20 protein-coding genes and 1 pseudogene are annotated in these 15,818 nt (G+C 63.3%); 14 read left to right on the top strand and 7 right to left on the bottom strand.

All coding sequences use genetic code 11. From position 1 onward, the window contains the following. Positions 1 to 141: 141 nt before the first annotated feature. The 5 genes from EN749_RS14840 to EN749_RS14820 all read right to left on the bottom strand — a co-directional run bounded on the left by EN749_RS14840 (position 142) and on the right by EN749_RS14820 (position 4,485). Positions 142 to 942: an inositol monophosphatase family protein gene (locus tag EN749_RS14840; RefSeq protein ID WP_013529126.1), complete on the bottom strand. Its 801-nt coding sequence runs from the start codon at positions 940 to 942 to the stop codon at positions 142 to 144. A gap of 85 nt (positions 943 to 1,027) precedes the next feature. After that, positions 1,028 to 1,594 (bottom strand): elongation factor P, encoded by a 567-nt coding sequence (gene efp, locus EN749_RS14835; RefSeq protein WP_013529127.1) that lies wholly within the window; start codon positions 1,592 to 1,594, stop codon positions 1,028 to 1,030. Positions 1,595 to 1,767: 173 nt separating this feature from the next. Beyond that, the gene (locus EN749_RS14830; RefSeq protein WP_128363416.1) at positions 1,768 to 2,796 is read right to left on the bottom strand and encodes a tetratricopeptide repeat protein; all 1,029 of its coding nucleotides are present in this window, start codon (positions 2,794 to 2,796) and stop codon (positions 1,768 to 1,770) included. 1 nt (position 2,797) lies between these two features. Further along, complete coding sequence (locus EN749_RS14825) at positions 2,798 to 3,445, bottom strand: thiamine phosphate synthase (protein ID WP_127272276.1); 648 nt, start codon at positions 3,443 to 3,445, stop codon at positions 2,798 to 2,800. 134 nt (positions 3,446 to 3,579) lie between these two features. Then, positions 3,580 to 4,485: a DMT family transporter gene (locus EN749_RS14820; protein ID WP_127268482.1), complete on the bottom strand. Its 906-nt coding sequence runs from the start codon at positions 4,483 to 4,485 to the stop codon at positions 3,580 to 3,582. A 135-nt stretch (positions 4,486 to 4,620) separates the two neighbouring features. On the opposite strand from EN749_RS14820, the gene EN749_RS14815 reads away from it, so the two are divergent. From EN749_RS14815 to EN749_RS14805, 3 genes are all read left to right on the top strand, one after another. After that, positions 4,621 to 5,100, top strand: coding sequence for an Lrp/AsnC family transcriptional regulator (locus EN749_RS14815; protein WP_127268483.1), 480 nt, complete (start codon positions 4,621 to 4,623; stop codon positions 5,098 to 5,100). Positions 5,101 to 5,163: 63 nt separating this feature from the next. Beyond that, a complete protein-coding gene (locus EN749_RS14810; RefSeq protein WP_127809011.1) occupies positions 5,164 to 5,892 on the top strand; it encodes a class I SAM-dependent methyltransferase in 729 nt (242 codons plus the stop codon). A 118-nt stretch (positions 5,893 to 6,010) separates the two neighbouring features. Continuing rightward, entirely contained in the window at positions 6,011 to 6,781 is a 771-nt protein-coding gene (locus tag EN749_RS14805; protein WP_126066730.1) for a sulfite exporter TauE/SafE family protein, read from the top strand. A 26-nt stretch (positions 6,782 to 6,807) separates the two neighbouring features. Here EN749_RS14805 and EN749_RS14800 read toward each other — a convergent pair whose 3' ends face one another. Beyond that, positions 6,808 to 7,365, bottom strand: a complete 558-nt coding sequence (locus EN749_RS14800) for a DUF2269 family protein (protein WP_128363415.1) — start codon at positions 7,363 to 7,365, stop codon at positions 6,808 to 6,810. Positions 7,366 to 7,690: 325 nt separating this feature from the next. On the opposite strand from EN749_RS14800, the gene EN749_RS14795 reads away from it, so the two are divergent. The 7 genes from EN749_RS14795 to ruvB all read left to right on the top strand — a co-directional run bounded on the left by EN749_RS14795 (position 7,691) and on the right by ruvB (position 12,092). Next, complete coding sequence (locus EN749_RS14795; RefSeq protein WP_128363414.1) at positions 7,691 to 8,071, top strand: hypothetical protein; 381 nt, start codon at positions 7,691 to 7,693, stop codon at positions 8,069 to 8,071. Positions 8,072 to 8,521: 450 nt separating this feature from the next. Next, positions 8,522 to 9,055 (top strand): DUF1465 family protein, encoded by a 534-nt coding sequence (locus EN749_RS14790; protein ID WP_128363413.1) that lies wholly within the window; start codon positions 8,522 to 8,524, stop codon positions 9,053 to 9,055. Positions 9,056 to 9,130: 75 nt separating this feature from the next. Further along, a complete protein-coding gene (gene ruvC / locus EN749_RS14785) occupies positions 9,131 to 9,640 on the top strand; it encodes a crossover junction endodeoxyribonuclease RuvC (RefSeq protein WP_127320884.1) in 510 nt (169 codons plus the stop codon). A 56-nt stretch (positions 9,641 to 9,696) separates the two neighbouring features. Continuing rightward, a complete protein-coding gene (locus tag EN749_RS14780; protein ID WP_027162524.1) occupies positions 9,697 to 9,966 on the top strand; it encodes an AbrB/MazE/SpoVT family DNA-binding domain-containing protein in 270 nt (89 codons plus the stop codon). Further along, positions 9,944 to 10,363, top strand: coding sequence for a type II toxin-antitoxin system VapC family toxin (locus EN749_RS14775; protein ID WP_127809014.1), 420 nt, complete (start codon positions 9,944 to 9,946; stop codon positions 10,361 to 10,363). The genes EN749_RS14780 and EN749_RS14775 overlap by 23 nt, the downstream gene beginning before the upstream one ends. Before the next feature lie 27 nt (positions 10,364 to 10,390). Continuing rightward, positions 10,391 to 11,011 (top strand): Holliday junction branch migration protein RuvA, encoded by a 621-nt coding sequence (gene ruvA / locus EN749_RS14770; RefSeq protein ID WP_128363412.1) that lies wholly within the window; start codon positions 10,391 to 10,393, stop codon positions 11,009 to 11,011. Between the two features lie 43 nt (positions 11,012 to 11,054). Then, a complete protein-coding gene (gene ruvB / locus EN749_RS14765) occupies positions 11,055 to 12,092 on the top strand; it encodes a Holliday junction branch migration DNA helicase RuvB (RefSeq protein ID WP_127809016.1) in 1,038 nt (345 codons plus the stop codon). A gap of 102 nt (positions 12,093 to 12,194) precedes the next feature. Here the strand turns inward: ruvB and EN749_RS14760 are convergent, their stop codons facing one another. Beyond that, a complete protein-coding gene (locus EN749_RS14760) occupies positions 12,195 to 13,445 on the bottom strand; it encodes a cellulase family glycosylhydrolase (RefSeq protein WP_128363411.1) in 1,251 nt (416 codons plus the stop codon). Positions 13,446 to 13,502: 57 nt separating this feature from the next. On the opposite strand from EN749_RS14760, the gene ybgC reads away from it, so the two are divergent. From ybgC to EN749_RS14740, 4 genes and pseudogenes are all read left to right on the top strand, one after another. After that, the gene (ybgC, locus tag EN749_RS14755) at positions 13,503 to 13,973 is read left to right on the top strand and encodes a tol-pal system-associated acyl-CoA thioesterase (protein ID WP_128363410.1); all 471 of its coding nucleotides are present in this window, start codon (positions 13,503 to 13,505) and stop codon (positions 13,971 to 13,973) included. A gap of 422 nt (positions 13,974 to 14,395) precedes the next feature. Next, entirely contained in the window at positions 14,396 to 15,106 is a 711-nt protein-coding gene (gene tolQ / locus EN749_RS14750) for a protein TolQ (protein WP_013529145.1), read from the top strand. 10 nt (positions 15,107 to 15,116) lie between these two features. Then, entirely contained in the window at positions 15,117 to 15,569 is a 453-nt protein-coding gene (tolR, locus tag EN749_RS14745) for a protein TolR (protein WP_023811855.1), read from the top strand. Positions 15,570 to 15,576: 7 nt separating this feature from the next. Next, a pseudogene (locus EN749_RS14740) lies at positions 15,577 to 15,818 on the top strand (hypothetical protein); the annotation flags it as partial.

Here is a 15,818-nt window from a genome sequence, read left to right as displayed (position 1 = left end):
AACGGGATATCGGGGTAGGGTTGGTTGTCTCTCACTAAGCCGGGTTCCTGCACCGCGCCCTTCAATTTGGGCGCATGCCGGGCAGTATTTCAAGCTTCCATTGCGGTTTTGCGACTGCGGCGCATCAGCGCGGCGTGGCTGTCAGCGGGAGGAGAGCGGCTTCTTCACGACCTTCAGCAAAGCGCGCTGGATGATCTCGTTGCCGGCGACGACCGAGCCGTTGTCGAGCATGTCCTGGCCGCCATCCATGTCGGAGACGAAGCCGCCCGCCTCGCGGATCAAAAGCAGCCCGGCGGCGATGTCCCAGGCCGACAGGCCGGTTTCCCAGAAGCCATCCATGCGGCCGGCGGCGACATAGGCGAGATCGAGCGATGCGGAGCCGAGGCGGCGGACGCCGGAAACCTCGGCCATGACATTGCGCAGTTCGACCAGGAAATTGCCGTGGTGGCCGCGGCCGAGATGCGGCATGCCGCAGCCGATCACGGTGTCGACCAGCTTGATGCGGCCGGCGACGCGCAAGCGGCGGTCGTTCATGAAGGCGCCGCCCCCGCGTTCGCAGGTGTAGAGTTCGTCCATCGCCGGATTGTAGATGACGCCGGCGACGATCTGGCCCTGGCGCTCCAGCGCGATCGAAACGGCAAAGAGCGGAATGCCGTGCAGGAAATTGGTGGTGCCGTCGAGCGGGTCGACGATCCAGCGATGCTGGCCGTCGTCGCCTTCAACCACGCCGCGCTCTTCCATCAGGAAGGAATAGCCGGGCCGAGCCTTGGACAATTCGGCAAAGACGATGTCCTCTGCCTTGCGGTCGGCCTGGCTGACATAATCGCCGGGGCCCTTCATCGAGACCTGCAGGTTCTGCACCTCGCCGAAGTCGCGCGACAGCGAGCGGCCGGCCTTCATTGCGGCCTGGACCATGACGTTGAGAAGGGCTGAGCGTGCCATAGTGCTTTTTCCCGGTGCTGCGCTTTAAATTCTGCCTCGATGCATGTCGGTGACCCGGAACCCGGCCACTTCTGGGCGACATGCGTCAGTCGGCGCGGCGCACGTAAGTGATTTCGTTGGTGTCGACGATGATGCGCTCGCCGGCGCCGATGAAGGGCGGCACCAGGACGCGGATGCCGTTCTCCAGGATCGCCGGCTTGTAGGACGATGCCGCCGTCTGACCCTTCACCACCGGGTCGGCCTCGGTGATGGTCAGCGTCACATAGTCGGGCAGCGAAATGCCGATCGGCCGCTCTTCGTAGAGCTGGACCGTCACCATCATGCCGTCCTGCAGGAAGGCGGCGCGATCGCCGACGAAGTCCTTGTTCAATTCGAGCTGCTCGTAGCTCTGGGTGTCCATGAACACCAGTGCGTCTTCCTGCGCGTAGAGGAAGGAAAAATCCTTCAGGTCGAGCCGGATCTGTTCGACGGTCTCGGCCGAGCGGAAGCGCTCGTTGAGCTTGGTGCCGTTGATGAGGTTCTTCAGTTCGACCTGATTGTAGGCGCCGCCCTTGCCGGGCTTGACGGTGTTGGTCCTGACCGCCACCCAAAGCCCGCCATCATGCTCGATGACATAGCCGGGACGGATTTCGTTGCCATTGATCTTGGCCATGATGAGATGATCCGAAATGATACCAACGGCCACGCCGTCGGTATGGATGTTCGCTGGGAAAGCGATTTCGGGCTCCCAAGACCACAAATCGCCAGAAGAGGCAAGGGAGCGGGCAGGTCGGTGCCAGGCGAGGGGAGCCGAGGTTACACTTGCAATGACCGCGAGAACCGCCGTCAAGGCAGCCGGTTGGCCTTCTGCAGCGCCTGCTTGGTCTGGTCGTCGTCCAGCCCCTGCAGGAAGTCGTCCATCTGTGGGTCGATGAGGCCGGCACGGCGGGCGACGACGTACCAGGCGCCGGCAAGCACAAGGTCCGGATCGGTGCCGATGCCTTGCATATAGAGCTTGGCCAGGCGGTTCTGGGCGGCGACATTGCCGCCCTCCGCCGCCTGCTTCATCCAGCCGAAGGCGGATTTCAGGTCGCGCGCACCGCCGCGGCCTTCGATCATCCAGGCGGCGAGATCGATCTGCGCGGTGTCGTAGTTCTGCCTTGCGGCCTGCGCCAGCAGGCGCCTTGCCTGGGCGTCGTCACGTGGCTTGCCACCGACACCGTTGGCGTAGATCTGCGACATTGCATATTGCGCGTCCGCGAGGCCGGTCGCGGCGGCGCGCTCATAGTAGGAAACCGCCTTGGCCATGCCGGCGTCGCCGGGGTCCTGCTGGACCAGCATCTGCGCGAAATTGAATTGCGCCAGCCGGTTGCCGGCTTCGGCGGCGGCCTGCATCAAGGCGTAGGCCTCTTTTCCATCCTTTTTGACGTAGCGGCCGTCGAGCAGCATCAGCGCATACTGGAACTGCGATTCCGGCACACCCTGTTCGGCGGCCAGCGCGTACCATTTCGCCGCTTGCGCCGAATTGACCGGCACACCGAGCCCCCGCGACAGGATCTCGGCCACCAAGGTCTGCGCCGCCGGATCGCCGTTTTGCGCCCGGACCAATGCCAGATTGTAAGCTGTCTTGTAGAGACCGCGCTGGAAGGCGCCATAGGCCGCGTCGGCGGGTTTTGCGCCGAAGCGGTCGGGATTGACCGTGTCGGCCGACGGCAGCGGCGCGGGCTCGGCCGTGGTAGCGGGCTGCGGCATCGGCTTGTCGGTGTGGACGCCGATTTCCGGCTTGGGCTGCGGCAGGGGGATGGTCTCCGCGGCGGCAGCCTGGACCATCAGCACCGCAAGCAGAGCCTGGAGGGGAAGCGTCGCCGAGGACATTTCAGTCCTCGAAGCGCGGCGCGGTCTCGTCGAGCAGCGCGTTGGCGGTGGCGACCGCTGTCCTGGGATCGGTGCCGTCGGCAAACACGGCGCTCGACAGCGCCACGAATTCAGCGCCGGTGGCGCCCACCGCTTCGACCGAGGCGATGTCGGATCCGGCCATGACGATGCAAGGGATCTGGATCATGTCCGCCCACCATGCGCCGAGCGACAGGTTGCGCGGGTGCGGTTCGGGCTTGTTGTCGTAACCGAAGCGGCCGAAGAAGATGTAGTCTGGCCGCGTCTCGCCAAGCTCGAGCGCGTCGTCACGTGTCTTGGCGCCGCCGGTGCCGACCATCATCTTTGCCTGGAAATGCTCGATCGTCTCGGCAAGTTCGGCCTTGGAGACCTCGACATGGATGCCGTCGGCCTGGACGCGGCCGGCTATGCGGGTGTCGCCGGCGATGATGACAGCAACGCCGGCGGCTTGCGCTGCTGGCACGATCTGTTCGGCGAAAGCCTGGAAGGAGGCTTCATCCATGCCGTTCTCGGGCAGGATCAGCGAAGCGACATCGCCGCCATCGAATGCCGCGACAATACGGGCCGCCGGCACGCCGGACGGCGCGATCAGCACGATGCGACAGCGATTGGGGGGCGTTGCTTCATTCATGGTTCTTCGGGTCCCGCGTTTCGCCTATGCCGGGCGAAGATGGTTGGATTGCGGCATAGAGCAAAGTGCCCGCTTTGAACAGGCGGGCAGCCGGGATCGCGATGTTTGACCCGCCGGGCATCCGGCGGGGCGCTTCATTTGATCGGGTGCGGGCTCGCCACGGGCGGTTTGCCCTTCCACAGCGTCCAGCCGAGATTCATGCCGGCGGCGGCGATCAGGATGGCGGTGGCGCCGACGACCTGACTCAGATGCAGCCGATGGCCGAAGGCGACGACATCGACCAGGATGGCGACGACCGGATAGATGAAGGACAGCGATCCCTGCAGATGCGTCGGCAGCTTCTGGATGGCGCCGTACATCAGTATGTACATCAGGCCGGTATGGACGATGCCGAGCGTCGCCAGCATGGTCCAGCTCCAGGCATCGGCCGGAAGCTCTGCAAGATTGGCGAAAGGCGCCAGCATGACGACGCCGACGCAGACCTGGATCAGCGCGATGAGGTGCGGCGGCGTGCCCTTGAGCTTCTTGGTGACGATGGCGGCGACGGCCCAGAAGAAAGCCGCGCCCAACGCCATGACGATGCCGGTGAAATAATCCGTGCCGATATCGCCGGCATCGGGAGCCGACTGCACGATCAGAACCATGCCGGCGAAGGCGATGGCCAGCCAGGTCAGCTTGGTCAGGGTCAGCCGCTCGGCGAAGAAAAGCGCACCGAAGCCGACCAGCATGAAAGGCTGCGTGTTGTAGACAGCGGTGGCGATCGAGATCGACGCGCGCGAGAATGCGCTGAACAGCAGCAGCCAGTTGACGACGATGGCGACGCCGCCGAGCGCGGCGATGCCGATGATGCGCAGCGACAGCCTGTTGCGCAGCAATCCCAGCCCGGCGCAGATGATGAGCAGCGTCAGCGCACCGAAAGCGCAACGCCAGAACACCACATCCATGATCGGCTGGCCGGACAGGACGACGAACCATCCGATCGTTCCCAGGATGGCCATTGCGGCTGACATTTCGACCGTGCCGCGCACCGTTTCGTTCACAACAAACCTCCATATCGGTTGAGCCGCCATAATCTCATGCTGCCGCGAAGCTTTCCATCTGATTGGAAAGGGTGTATGGCCGGTTGGCCCTAATTATATTAGGAGAAAACTCCAAACTATCGGGGAAAGAAAAAGATGCTGGACGATCTCGACCGAAATCTCCTTGAAATCCTGGTCAAGGATGCACGGACCTCGCTGAAGGAACTGGCCGCCCAGGTCGGGCTGTCGTCGCCAAGCGTTTCGGAGCGGCTGCGACGGCTCGAGGAGCGCGGCGTCATCCGGGCGTTCACTGTCGAGATCGATCCGCTGGCGCTCGGTTATACCCTGCAGGCGATCGTGCGCATCCGGCCTTTGCCGGGCAAGCTGCACATCGTCCAGAAGCTGATCGAGGAGATTCCCGAATTCGGCGAATGCGACAAGGTGACGGGCGATGACTGTTTCGTCGCCCGGCTGTTCGTGCGCTCGATCGGCGATCTCGACGGGATTTTGGACCGTATCGCCGACAAGGCGGAGACAAGCACCGCCATTATCAAGGCGCAGCCGATCCGGCGTCGGCCGCCGCCGCTTGACGCAACCGCCTCTCGGGATAGGGCAAAGGTCTTGCAGGCCTCCTGATCGAGTTGGGTGGAAAGCCGGTGGCCGGTTGGTTAGTGTGCCGGCCCAAACGAGGCCGGAACCATGGCGCAGAATATATACGATCGTGAGGATTTCTTCGCAGGCTACAGCCAGCTCGGCCGTTCGGTCGAAGGGCTGGAGGGTGCCGCCGAGTGGCCGGCACTGCGCGCCATGCTGCCCGATGTCGGCGGCTTGAGGGTCGTCGATCTCGGCTGCGGCTTCGGCTGGTTCTGCCGCTGGGCCCGCGAGCATGGGGCGGCGCAGGTGCTTGGCCTGGATCTGTCGGAGAAGATGCTTGCCCGGGCAAGGGCCGCCGGCCCCGATGCTGGCATAAGCTATGAGACGGCCGATCTCGATCGGCTCAGCCTGCCGGAAGCCAGCTTCGATCTCGTCTACAGCTCGCTCGCGTTGCACTATGTCGAGGATGTGTCGCGTCTGTTCGGGACCGTGCATCGGGCCCTGGCGCCTGGCGGGCGTTTCGTCTTTTCGACGGAACATCCGATCTTCATGGCGCCGACCAAACCCGGCTGGGTGATCGATAGCGAAGGCCGCAAGACGTGGCCTGTCGACCAATATCTGGTGGAAGGACCGCGCAGCACCGACTGGCTGGCCAAGGGCGTGGTGAAACATCACCGCACGATCGGCACCACCCTCAACGCACTGATCCGGTCCGGCTTCTCCATCGGCCATGTCGAGGAATTCCGGCCGACCGATGCGCAAATCGCAGCCAAGCCGGAACTGGCGGAAGAGCTCGAGCGGCCGATGTTCCTGCTGGTCTCGGCTCGGCGCTAGGCACTGGCCGGCGTCGGCCGAGTGTGCCGCTGCCACGCTCATATTTGCTGTCGCTCCGCCGGGCATTCTGGGCTATTCAAGCGTCGACCCGCTTTCCCTCCGGACCAGTCCCCCTCCCATGTCAGGCCTGCTTCTCGATCCGTGGTTCTATGCGGCTGCCATTCCGGCGGTCATTCTGGTCGGCCTGTCCAAGGGCGGCTTTGGCGGCGCCGTCGGTTTCGTCGGCGTGCCGCTGATGGCGCTGACCATGCCGCCGGTGCAGGCGGCGGCCATCCTGCTGCCGATCCTGTGCCTGATGGACATCGTCTCGGTATGGACATGGTGGGGCGTTTACGACCGCAAGATGCTGGTCGACATGATGCCGGGCGCCGTCATCGGCATCGGCCTTGGCTGGCTGACGGCGGCACTGGTGACCGAAGAGGCGGTGCGGCTGATCGTCGGCGCCGTCGCCATCATCTTCGTCCTGCGCTGGCTCTATCTGCAGTTCCGCCATGGCGCCGATCACGCTGCCGCGCCCAACCGCGTCGCCGCCGCGGTCTGGGGCACGGTCGCCGGGTTCACCAGCTTCGTAGCCCATGTCGGCGGCCCGCCCTTCCAGGTCTATGCCTTGCCGATCCGGCTCGATCCGAAGGTTCTGTCGGGCACGGCGGCGATCTTCTTTGCCGCCACCAATGCGCTGAAGCTGGTGCCCTATTTCGCGCTCGGCCAGTTCGACACCGCCAACCTGACGGCATCGGCGGTGCTGATGCCGCTGGCGCCGCTGTCGACCATTGCCGGGGCCTGGCTGGTGCGCCGGATGCGGCCGGAAACCTTCTATCCCTTCACCTACGCAACCGTCGCGGTCGTGGCGCTGAAGCTGCTGTGGGATGGCATCGCAGGTCTGATGTAGAAAGGCGGCTGCGCCGCCGCCCGTCATCAGGGTAAGGCAGCGCTCGGCACGAGACGGCGGTTGCCGCCAAAGGCCAGTGTGGCGCCGATCAAGACGACCAGCACCATGCCGGCGAGGATGCCGATGTCATGCACGTTCGGCTTGAGCACCATGTCGGCAATGATCACCAGCATCACGGCATAGTCGAAGCGTGCCGCGCTCATCATACGCTGGCCGATGGCAAGAACCTCTGGTGTGACGCCCTCTTTGGCGATCATTGCGCCCATGCGCTCGCCGGTCGGTTTGAAGATGAACATGCCGATCGAAAAGGTCGTGGCGTAGCCGGCCAGGCCGATGAGGATCCACAGGTCGGAGAAGCCGACCCAGAACCAGCACATGATGAGGCCGAAAATCAGCGTCAGCATCGACATAGGCGCGAAGAACCTGCCGCCCAGCTGACCGCTGGCGCGCATTGCCTGCAGTTTGTCCTCGATGTTGCCCGCCCGCTCGGCAAGTATGCCCAGCAGGAACAGCACGAAGCCGCCTCCGACCCACAGAATGGCGGTAGTGACGTGGAGGAATTTGACGATCGTGTACCAGTCCATGGGTTGCTCCTGCAGTGTTCCGGTCAGGTTGCGGCGGCGCTGATTTGCGCCGGCCGTCAGAGGAGCGGGCGTTTAGCGTGGCGCCTGTTTCGGAACGATGTCGCGAAAAAACCGGATCTGTTTCAGGCAATGAAGAAGCGGCTGAGATAGTGAACGCGCTATCTGATTTCCTGCTAATGTACGAATCGTCGGGAGGGGTTGGCGCGACATCGTCCGGAAACATCGCCGATGCTAATGCGCCGACGCCGGGAGCCCGGTGGCGACAAAAGTCGTCTGACGATCAACCCATTCCCGCAAACGGGAAAAGGCAATTCGGGGGACAGACATGCAAGGGGTAGCACGGAATTTCTTCACACTGGCCGTCATCTATTCGCTGTGCGGCATGGCGCTCGGCCTGCACATGTCGATCAGCCAGGATCACGGCCAGATGCCGACTCACGCCCACACAATGGTGGCCGGATGGCTGATGTCGGCGGTCTTCGCCTTCTTCTACCATTTGTTCCCTGCCATCGGGCAGAAGACGCTCGCCACCGTTCATTTCTGGCTGACCGCAATCAGCGGCATCGGCCTGCTGATCGGCCTCTACTTCCTGCTTGCCGGCAATGCCGCGATCGAACCGCTGGTGGCGGCCTCCTCGATGGGCTTCTACGCAGCCATGCTGCTGTTCGCCCTCATCGCGCTGCCGGCCGTCTGGAGGACGGCCTGAGCTGGACCTGGGGTAAGGTGAGGCTGTGCCGGCGATCTGGAGGACAGCCTGAGCTAGCCTGACGCAGGAGATGCTGTCCTGTTACGGCACAGTATGGCGGCGTTCGGTCAAAAAACATCCGCGACGTTAAGGCTTCATTAAGCTTTACAGGTGTTTACTATGTTCATCCAGTGATCTGGATTCTTACCGAGTGGTTGGAGCCACTTTGTTTGACGCCTCCCTGTTAAACTCCTGAGAGCCGCCTTATCCGCGGCTCTTTTTTTGTCTTCATTTCTCTTTTTTGTCCGCATCTCAGCGGGGCCGCCCAATGGCGGCTCGCCGTTAACCTTCTGTTAAACATGTGCTTGCCTTCGCCGGTGACGAAGCGCATTTTCAAGCTTCAGTCAGATAGGGTTCCGGGTGTATCGGCAGGGAGCCGAATCGGCCGGTTGCAAGTGCAGGGGCGTATCAATGAACGAGCCTTCGAAGGGCAGTGCGAAAACCGTCAAGCTGGCGGAGCGCCGGGTTTTCTCGCAATCCTTCAAGCCGCTTTACCAGGAAGGCATGGGCCTGGTCGAACAGGCCGCCGAATATCTCGACGGCAAGGGCCGGGCCGAGGCAAAGAAACTGTCGCGGCTGGGCGCCACGCTCTATGCGGCCGAATCGATGCGGCTGACCACCAGGCTGATGCAGGTTGCGTCCTGGCTGCTTTTGCAGCGCGCCGCCAATTCCGGCGAGATGACCCGCGACCAGGTCGCGTCGGAAAAGTCCAAGGTGCGTCTCGACACCGCTTCCGCCCATGACGAAGCCGCCGGCTGGGCCGAGTTGCCCGAGGATTTCCTCGATCTCGTCACCCGCTCGCTGCGCCTGCAAGCACTGGTGCGCCGCATGGACGAGGAGATCTATGGCTCCGGGGCCGTGGTCGACATGCAACCGATGGCTCGCCGCCTCAATCCGGTTTCCGACCAGATCAGCCTGCTCAACACGGCTTTCGCTCGGGGTTAGACCCCGGTCTGTCTTCTGTTTCCGGTTTGTTCACATTTCGCTGGCATCGCTGTGGGCCGGAGGTAAAGTCGGCAAATGGCGGAAGCGATTCGCATCATCGGTATCGATCCTGGGCTTCGACGCACCGGCTGGGGCATCGTCGAAAGCCTCGGCAATTCGCTGCGCTTCATTGCTTCCGGGACCGTGAAGTCCGAGGATAAGGCGGCGCTGGCAACGCGGCTGTGCCAGCTGCATGACGGGCTCGCCGAAATCCTGCACAGCGCGATGCCGCACGAGGCGGCGGTCGAACAGACCTTCGTCAACAAGGACGCGGTGGCAACGCTGAAGCTCGGCCAGGCGCGTGGCATCGCCATGCTGGTGCCGGCGCGTGCGGGGCTTGTCGTTGCAGAATATGCGCCCAACGCGGTGAAGAAGGCGGTGATCGGCGTCGGCCATGGCGACAAGAAGCAGATCCACATGATGGTGAAGGTGCTGTTGCCGAAAGCCGTCTTCGATACCGAACATGCCGCTGATGCGCTCGCCATCGCCATCTGCCACGCGCATCATCGGCAGAGCGTGGCCTACAGGATGGCGCTGGCCGGCTAGCTATGTTCTTGACTTGTTCACGCTGCAGGGATAAGTAATACCGCAGAGGTATTACCATGCGCGTGACCACCAAGGGGCAAGTCACAATCCCCAAGCCGATAAGGGACCGTCTGGGCATCGCCCCGGGCTCCGAGGTGGAGTTCGTGGCCACCGACGAGGGTGTTCGGCTGGTTGCCGTCAACGAGAACCTCTCCCAGGAAGAGAAATTGCGCAGGTTCAGCGATGTCCTCGACCGGATGGAGGGGACGTTGGATCTGGGAGGCATGACCACCGATCAGTACATGGAGTGGTTGAGGGGGCCGCGTGAAGATCTCGACGTTGATTGACACAAATGTCCTGATCGATGTTTGGGGGCCAGCCGGACCGATGAAAGGATGGTCGGCATCGGCAATCGCCTCCTGCCGCCGCGACGGCGCGTTGGTGGTCAACACGATCGTCTGGTCCGAGTTGGCGCCGCTGATTGCGACGGAAACGGCGCTTCGAAAAGCAGTCGACATGCTTGGGATGGATCGCGAACTTGTATCTTGGGACGCGGCGTTCCTTGCCGGCGTCACGCATTCCCGCTATCGCCGGGCCGGTGGCGTCAGGGAAAGAACCTTGCCCGATTTCTTTATCGGCGCTCACGCGACCGTCGCTGGACATCGTCTTTTGACCCGCGACGCTGCTCGTTACCGCAGTTACTTCCCGGAGCTCGACATCATCTCTCCTGAGACGCACCCATGAGAGCCCATCTTCCATGAAAGGTCTGGCATGATCGGCAAGCTCAAGGGCACGCTCGACGAGGTCGACGAGGATCATTGCCTCGTCGACATCCATGGCGTCGGCTACGTCGCCTATTGTTCGGTGCGCACGCTGGCGGCGTTGCCTTCGCCGGGCGAAGCGGTGGTGCTGTTTATCGAGACCTATGTGCGCGAGGACATGCTGCGCCTCTACGGCTTCCAGTCGGTGCTGGAACGCGAGTGGTTCCGGCTGCTGATGAACAATGTTCCGGGCGTCGGCGCCAAGGTGGCGCTGGCCATCCTGTCGACGCTGGCGCCGGCGGATCTCGCCAACGCCATTGCGCTGCGCGATATCGCCATGGTTTCGCGCGCGCCCGGCGTCGGCAAGAAAGTGGCCGAGCGCATCGTCACCGAGTTGCAGAACAAGGCGCCGGCCTATGCCGGAACCGCCTCGGGCACCATCGGCCTGAAACAGGAACTCGGCGACGGCGTGGCATCCGCGCCCATCACCGACGCGGTCTCGGCGCTGGTCAATCTCGGCTATTCGCGCGACACCGCCGCCAATGCTGTGGCGGCGGCGCTGAAGACGGCGGGCGAGGATGCCGATGCGCCAAAGCTGATCCGCTTCGGGCTGAAGGAACTGGCGCGGTGAACCGTCGCTTGTTCAGCTCCTTGCCGTGTGCAAGGAAGGCGTCATGAGCCTGTCGCCCCGCCTGATTGCGCCGGAAAAACGCGGCGAGGATGCCGAGCAGACCTTGCGGCCGCAGACGCTCGACGATTTCGTCGGCCAGGCGGCGGTGCGGGCCAATCTCAAAGTGTTCATCGAGGCCGCCAAGGGCCGCAACGAGGCGCTCGACCATGTGCTGTTCGTCGGGCCGCCCGGTCTCGGCAAGACGACGCTGGCGCAGATCATGGCGCGCGAACTCGGCGTCAATTTCCGCTCGACCTCGGGTCCGGTCATCGCCAAGGCGGGCGATCTTGCCGCCCTGCTGACCAATCTCGAGGAAGGCGACGTGCTGTTCATCGACGAGATCCACCGGCTGAGCCCGGCGGTGGAGGAAATCCTTTATCCGGCGATGGAGGATTTCCAGCTCGACCTGATCATCGGCGAGGGACCGGCGGCGCGCTCGGTCAAGATCGACCTCGCCCGCTTCACCCTGGTTGCCGCCACCACGCGGCTCGGCCTGCTGACCAATCCCTTGCGCGACCGTTTCGGCATTCCGGTACGGCTCAATTTCTACACGGTCGAGGAGCTGGAGCAGATCGTGCGGCGCGGCGCGCGCATCCTGCAGATGCCGCTCGGCGACGACGGTGCGCTGGAAATCGCGCGGCGTGCGCGCGGCACGCCACGCATCGCCGGCCGGCTCTTGCGCCGCGTGCGCGATTTCGCCTCGGTGGCCGGCGACGGCCACATCGACCGCAAGATCGCCGACGAGGCGTTGACCCGGCTGGAAGTCGATGCGCTCGGCCTCGACGCGCTCGACCGGCGGTATCTCAGCATGATCGCGCGCAATTTCGGCGGCGGGCCGGTCGGCATCGAGACGATCGCCGCCGGCCTGTCCGAGCCGCGCGACGCCATCGAGGACATCATCGAGCCCTATCTGATCCAGCAGGGCTTCATCCAGCGCACACCGCGCGGCCGCATGCTGACGGCCAATGCCTGGCGCCATCTCGGCCTCGACGCGCCGAAGGATCTGGCGCAGCAGCAGATCAACCTGTTCCAGGAAGAGTAATTTTCCAGGCGCCGCCCCGTCGTCTCGGGCATTGGCTCAGCATTGCGTCGGTACGTTTTTTGAATGCGCCCGGAATCTTCTCGGTCGATCTTGGCTGAGCGATCAATGCAGCCCGCGGATCACGTCCATCACATCCGGCTCGGCCTTGTCGTCATTGAAGGCGTCGACGATGCCGAAGGCGCCGCCATAGCTCCACACCGCCCATGAGAAGCCGTGCGCTTCGGCGCGCGCGATCATGTCCCTGACATAGGCGGCCCGGTACCCGGCGGGCATCACATAGGGATTGCCATATTCCTGGCGGATCATGCCGAACTCGCCCAGCGTGATGTTTTCAGGCCTGACGCCATTGGCACTCGCCCATGCCTCGACCTTTTTGAACGGCGCATCCATGAGGCCCAGCAACTTGTCGGGACTGTCCATGCTGGCGACCTGTTCGTCGAGATAGGCAAGCAGGCCGCCCTGCCGTGTCCACGGCGCTTCGGCCTTGATCCTGGCGCGGATGGTGTCGAGCGTCACGTCGATCTGTGCCTTGGGCACGGCGCTCAGCGGGTAAGGCAGGCCGGTCACATAGGGGATGAAGTCGCCGGCCCAGGTCGCGCCCTGATGGGTGAGCAGGAACGGATCGTAGGAGTGGAACGTCCAGATGACATTGTCGTCAGGGATCGTCTTCGGATCGATCTTCTCCAGCGAACTCGCGGCGGAATAGCATGCGCCGGTCAGCATGAGGGTCAGTTTCGTCGCCGAGGATCGCGCCGCGGCGAACAGTTTACGCTGGCGGTCCGGCCACAGGCTGGTGCCGTCGCTGTCGCAGTCGACGATCGGTTCGTTCATCGGCTCGAAGGCAACCTGGGTGGGATCTTCGCCGGCCAGCGTGCGGGCCATCTTGCGGACCATCTCGACATAGGCGTCGAAGGTCCGCGGGTCGTCCATCACTTGCGCCATGCCGATCTTGCGGCTGCCGCCGGCCGGGATCAGGTGCATGTCGACGATAACCTTCAGGCCGGCGCGGTTGATCATGCGCACGGAGTCCAGCACGCCGGCATAGAGATCGTCACGCAAGGTCACGGTCTGGTCGGACAGGAAGGGCGATGGATCGACCGGCATGCGCAGGAAATCGAAGCCGGCGTCCTTCAGTGCCTTGAGGTCGTTCTCCCCAAGGAATTTGCGCCATTCCGGATAGGGTAGGATGGCTTTGGCGTCGCCCCACTGGTCTTCGCCGGGCCATGTGACCCATTGGTCGAGGTTGAGGCCGCGCTTCATCGAGAATGTTGCGGCCTGGCCAGGCAGCGCCAAAGCCACGAGCACGAACAGCGCCGCCGTCAAACTCTTGATCATCGCCGTCAACAGTGCCATCCGATGTTATGTTCCGCGGGAAACTGGTGCCTCGTCGGGGCTGAAAAAGGAAGTGCAATGGGCGATCATGGTGAATCGGCGACGCTGCTGGCCGGGCTTTCCGGCGCGCTGACCACGTTCGGCCACCGGCTGATGGCGCGGGTCTATTATGCCGACACCGATTTCTCCGGCGTCGTCTACCATGCGCGCTATCTCGAATTCTTCGAACGCGGTCGCTCCGACTATCTCCGGCTGACCGGCGTGCACCACACAGAGCTTGCCGACGGTAAGCATGGCGAAAGAATAGTCTGGGTGGTGCGGCGCATGGAGATCGACTTTCGCGGCCCCGCCCGTATCGACGACATCCTGACGGTCGACACCCGCACCGAGGAGATTTCCGGTGCGCGCATCTTCATGGCGCAGCAGCTCAAGCATGGCGACGAACTGCTGGTCGAGGCCAAGGTCGAGGCGGCGATCATCGGTGAGAATGGCCGCCCAAGGCGTTTTCCCAGGGAATGGGTGGCGGCATTCATGCCGAGGGTGCGCTGATATTCAGGTGATGCCGGCCTGCAAACAGCAGCTTCCTGCGCTTCCCCGTTCTACCGCATCGCGGTAGAACTGTGCTCACGTACGAAAAGTACGCTCCGCTCCGGTTCTCGGAATCTACCGTTTTCGGCTCGGCCTGACCTGAATCTCAGCACACCCTAGGCGCAGCCATTGAATTGATGGCCTTGCCATTGGGCGTGGCAATGCGCCGCGCCTTATATACTAACCCATCCTTAACCATAACGGTTCATGAAGAGATTGGTGAAGATTGGCGTTATCGAACGCCTTCCTTTCACCAATATTTGCCCCGAAAAGGCCGATAATGGCACAGTTTGGGGTTGTTCCGGTAGCTTCGTGCGAACCGACCACAAGGGATGCCAGGGGCCAGCCGCCAGCTTCGCCCGGAAAATCTTAAGGACGTAACGATGGAAAATATCGCACTCGCCGACCCGGGCGCGCAATTGTCGGTTTGGTCGCTGTTCGTTTCGGCCAGCTGGGTGGTCAAGCTGGTCATGATCGGCCTGCTCTGCGCCTCGGTCTGGACCTGGGCGATCATCGTCGACAAGCTGGTTTCCTATGCCCGTATGCGGCTGGCGCTCAACCGGTTCGAACAGGTGTTCTGGTCGGGGCAGTCGCTGGAAGAGCTTTACCGCACGCTCGCCGACCGCAAGACCACCGGCATGGGCGCCATTTTCGTCGCCGCCATGCGCGAGTGGAAGAAGAGTTTCGAGAAGGGCGCCAAGTCGCCGCTCGGCCTGCAGACCCGCATCGACAAGGCGATGGACCTGGCGCTGACCCGCGAGATGGAAAAGCTGGAAGGGCGCCTCGGTTTCCTTGCCACCACCGGCTCGGCGGCACCCTTCATCGGCCTGTTTGGCACCGTCATCGGCATCATGACGTCGTTCCAGGCGATCGCCGGCTCCAAGAACACCAGTCTCGCAGTGGTTGCGCCGGGCATCGCCGAAGCGCTGCTGGCGACGGCCATCGGCCTGCTCGCCGCCATTCCCGCCGTCATCGCCTACAACAAGCTGTCGTCCGACGCGAGCAAGATAGCCGTGCGCATGGAAGGGTTCTCCGACGAGTTCTCCGCCATACTCTCGCGCCAAATCGATGAAAAAGTGGCCCCCAAGGCCTGAGGAGTAGCAGATGGGTATGTCCATGGGCATGGGAGGGCGCGGCGGGCGCGGCCACAGGCGGCGCGGCCGTCACCATGCACTGATGTCCGAGATCAACGTCACGCCGATGGTCGACGTGATGCTGGTGCTGCTGATCATCTTCATGGTCGCCGCACCGATGCTGACGGTCGGCGTGCCGATCGACCTGCCGGATACGCAGGCCAAGGCGATGAATGCCGACACGCAGCCGATCACCGTCTCGATCAACGCCGCCGGCCAGATCTATCTGCAGGAAACCGAGATCCCGATCGAGGAGCTGGTGGCCAAGCTGCAGGCGATCTCGAAGACCGGCTATGAGGAGCGCATCTTCATCCGCGGCGACAAGTCCACCGACTATGGCACGGCGATGAAGGTAATGGCCCGCATTTCGGCCGCTGGCTACAAGAACATCGGCTTGGTTTCACTGCAGGAACAGGACCAATAGACGCGCGATGAAGACCGGCCTCACCACATCGGTGATCTTGCATACGGCGGCGCTGACCTTCGGCCTGTTCACGCTGACGGCGCCGGCGGCACTTCCGTCGTCCGACGTCGAGTCGGTTGCGGTCGATATCGTGCCGATGGAAGCCATTGCGCAGACGTTGCAGGGCGACAAGAAGGCCGTGATGCATGAAAAGCCGGCACCTGTGCCGACGCAGCGCCCGGACATCGTTCCGGACGCGCAGAAGGTCGG

The sequence above is a fragment of the Mesorhizobium sp. M7A.F.Ca.ET.027.02.1.1 genome (assembly GCF_004022985.1).
Lineage (GTDB): Bacteria > Pseudomonadota > Alphaproteobacteria > Rhizobiales > Rhizobiaceae > Mesorhizobium.
This window is presented reverse-complemented; position numbering and strand designations above follow the sequence as displayed.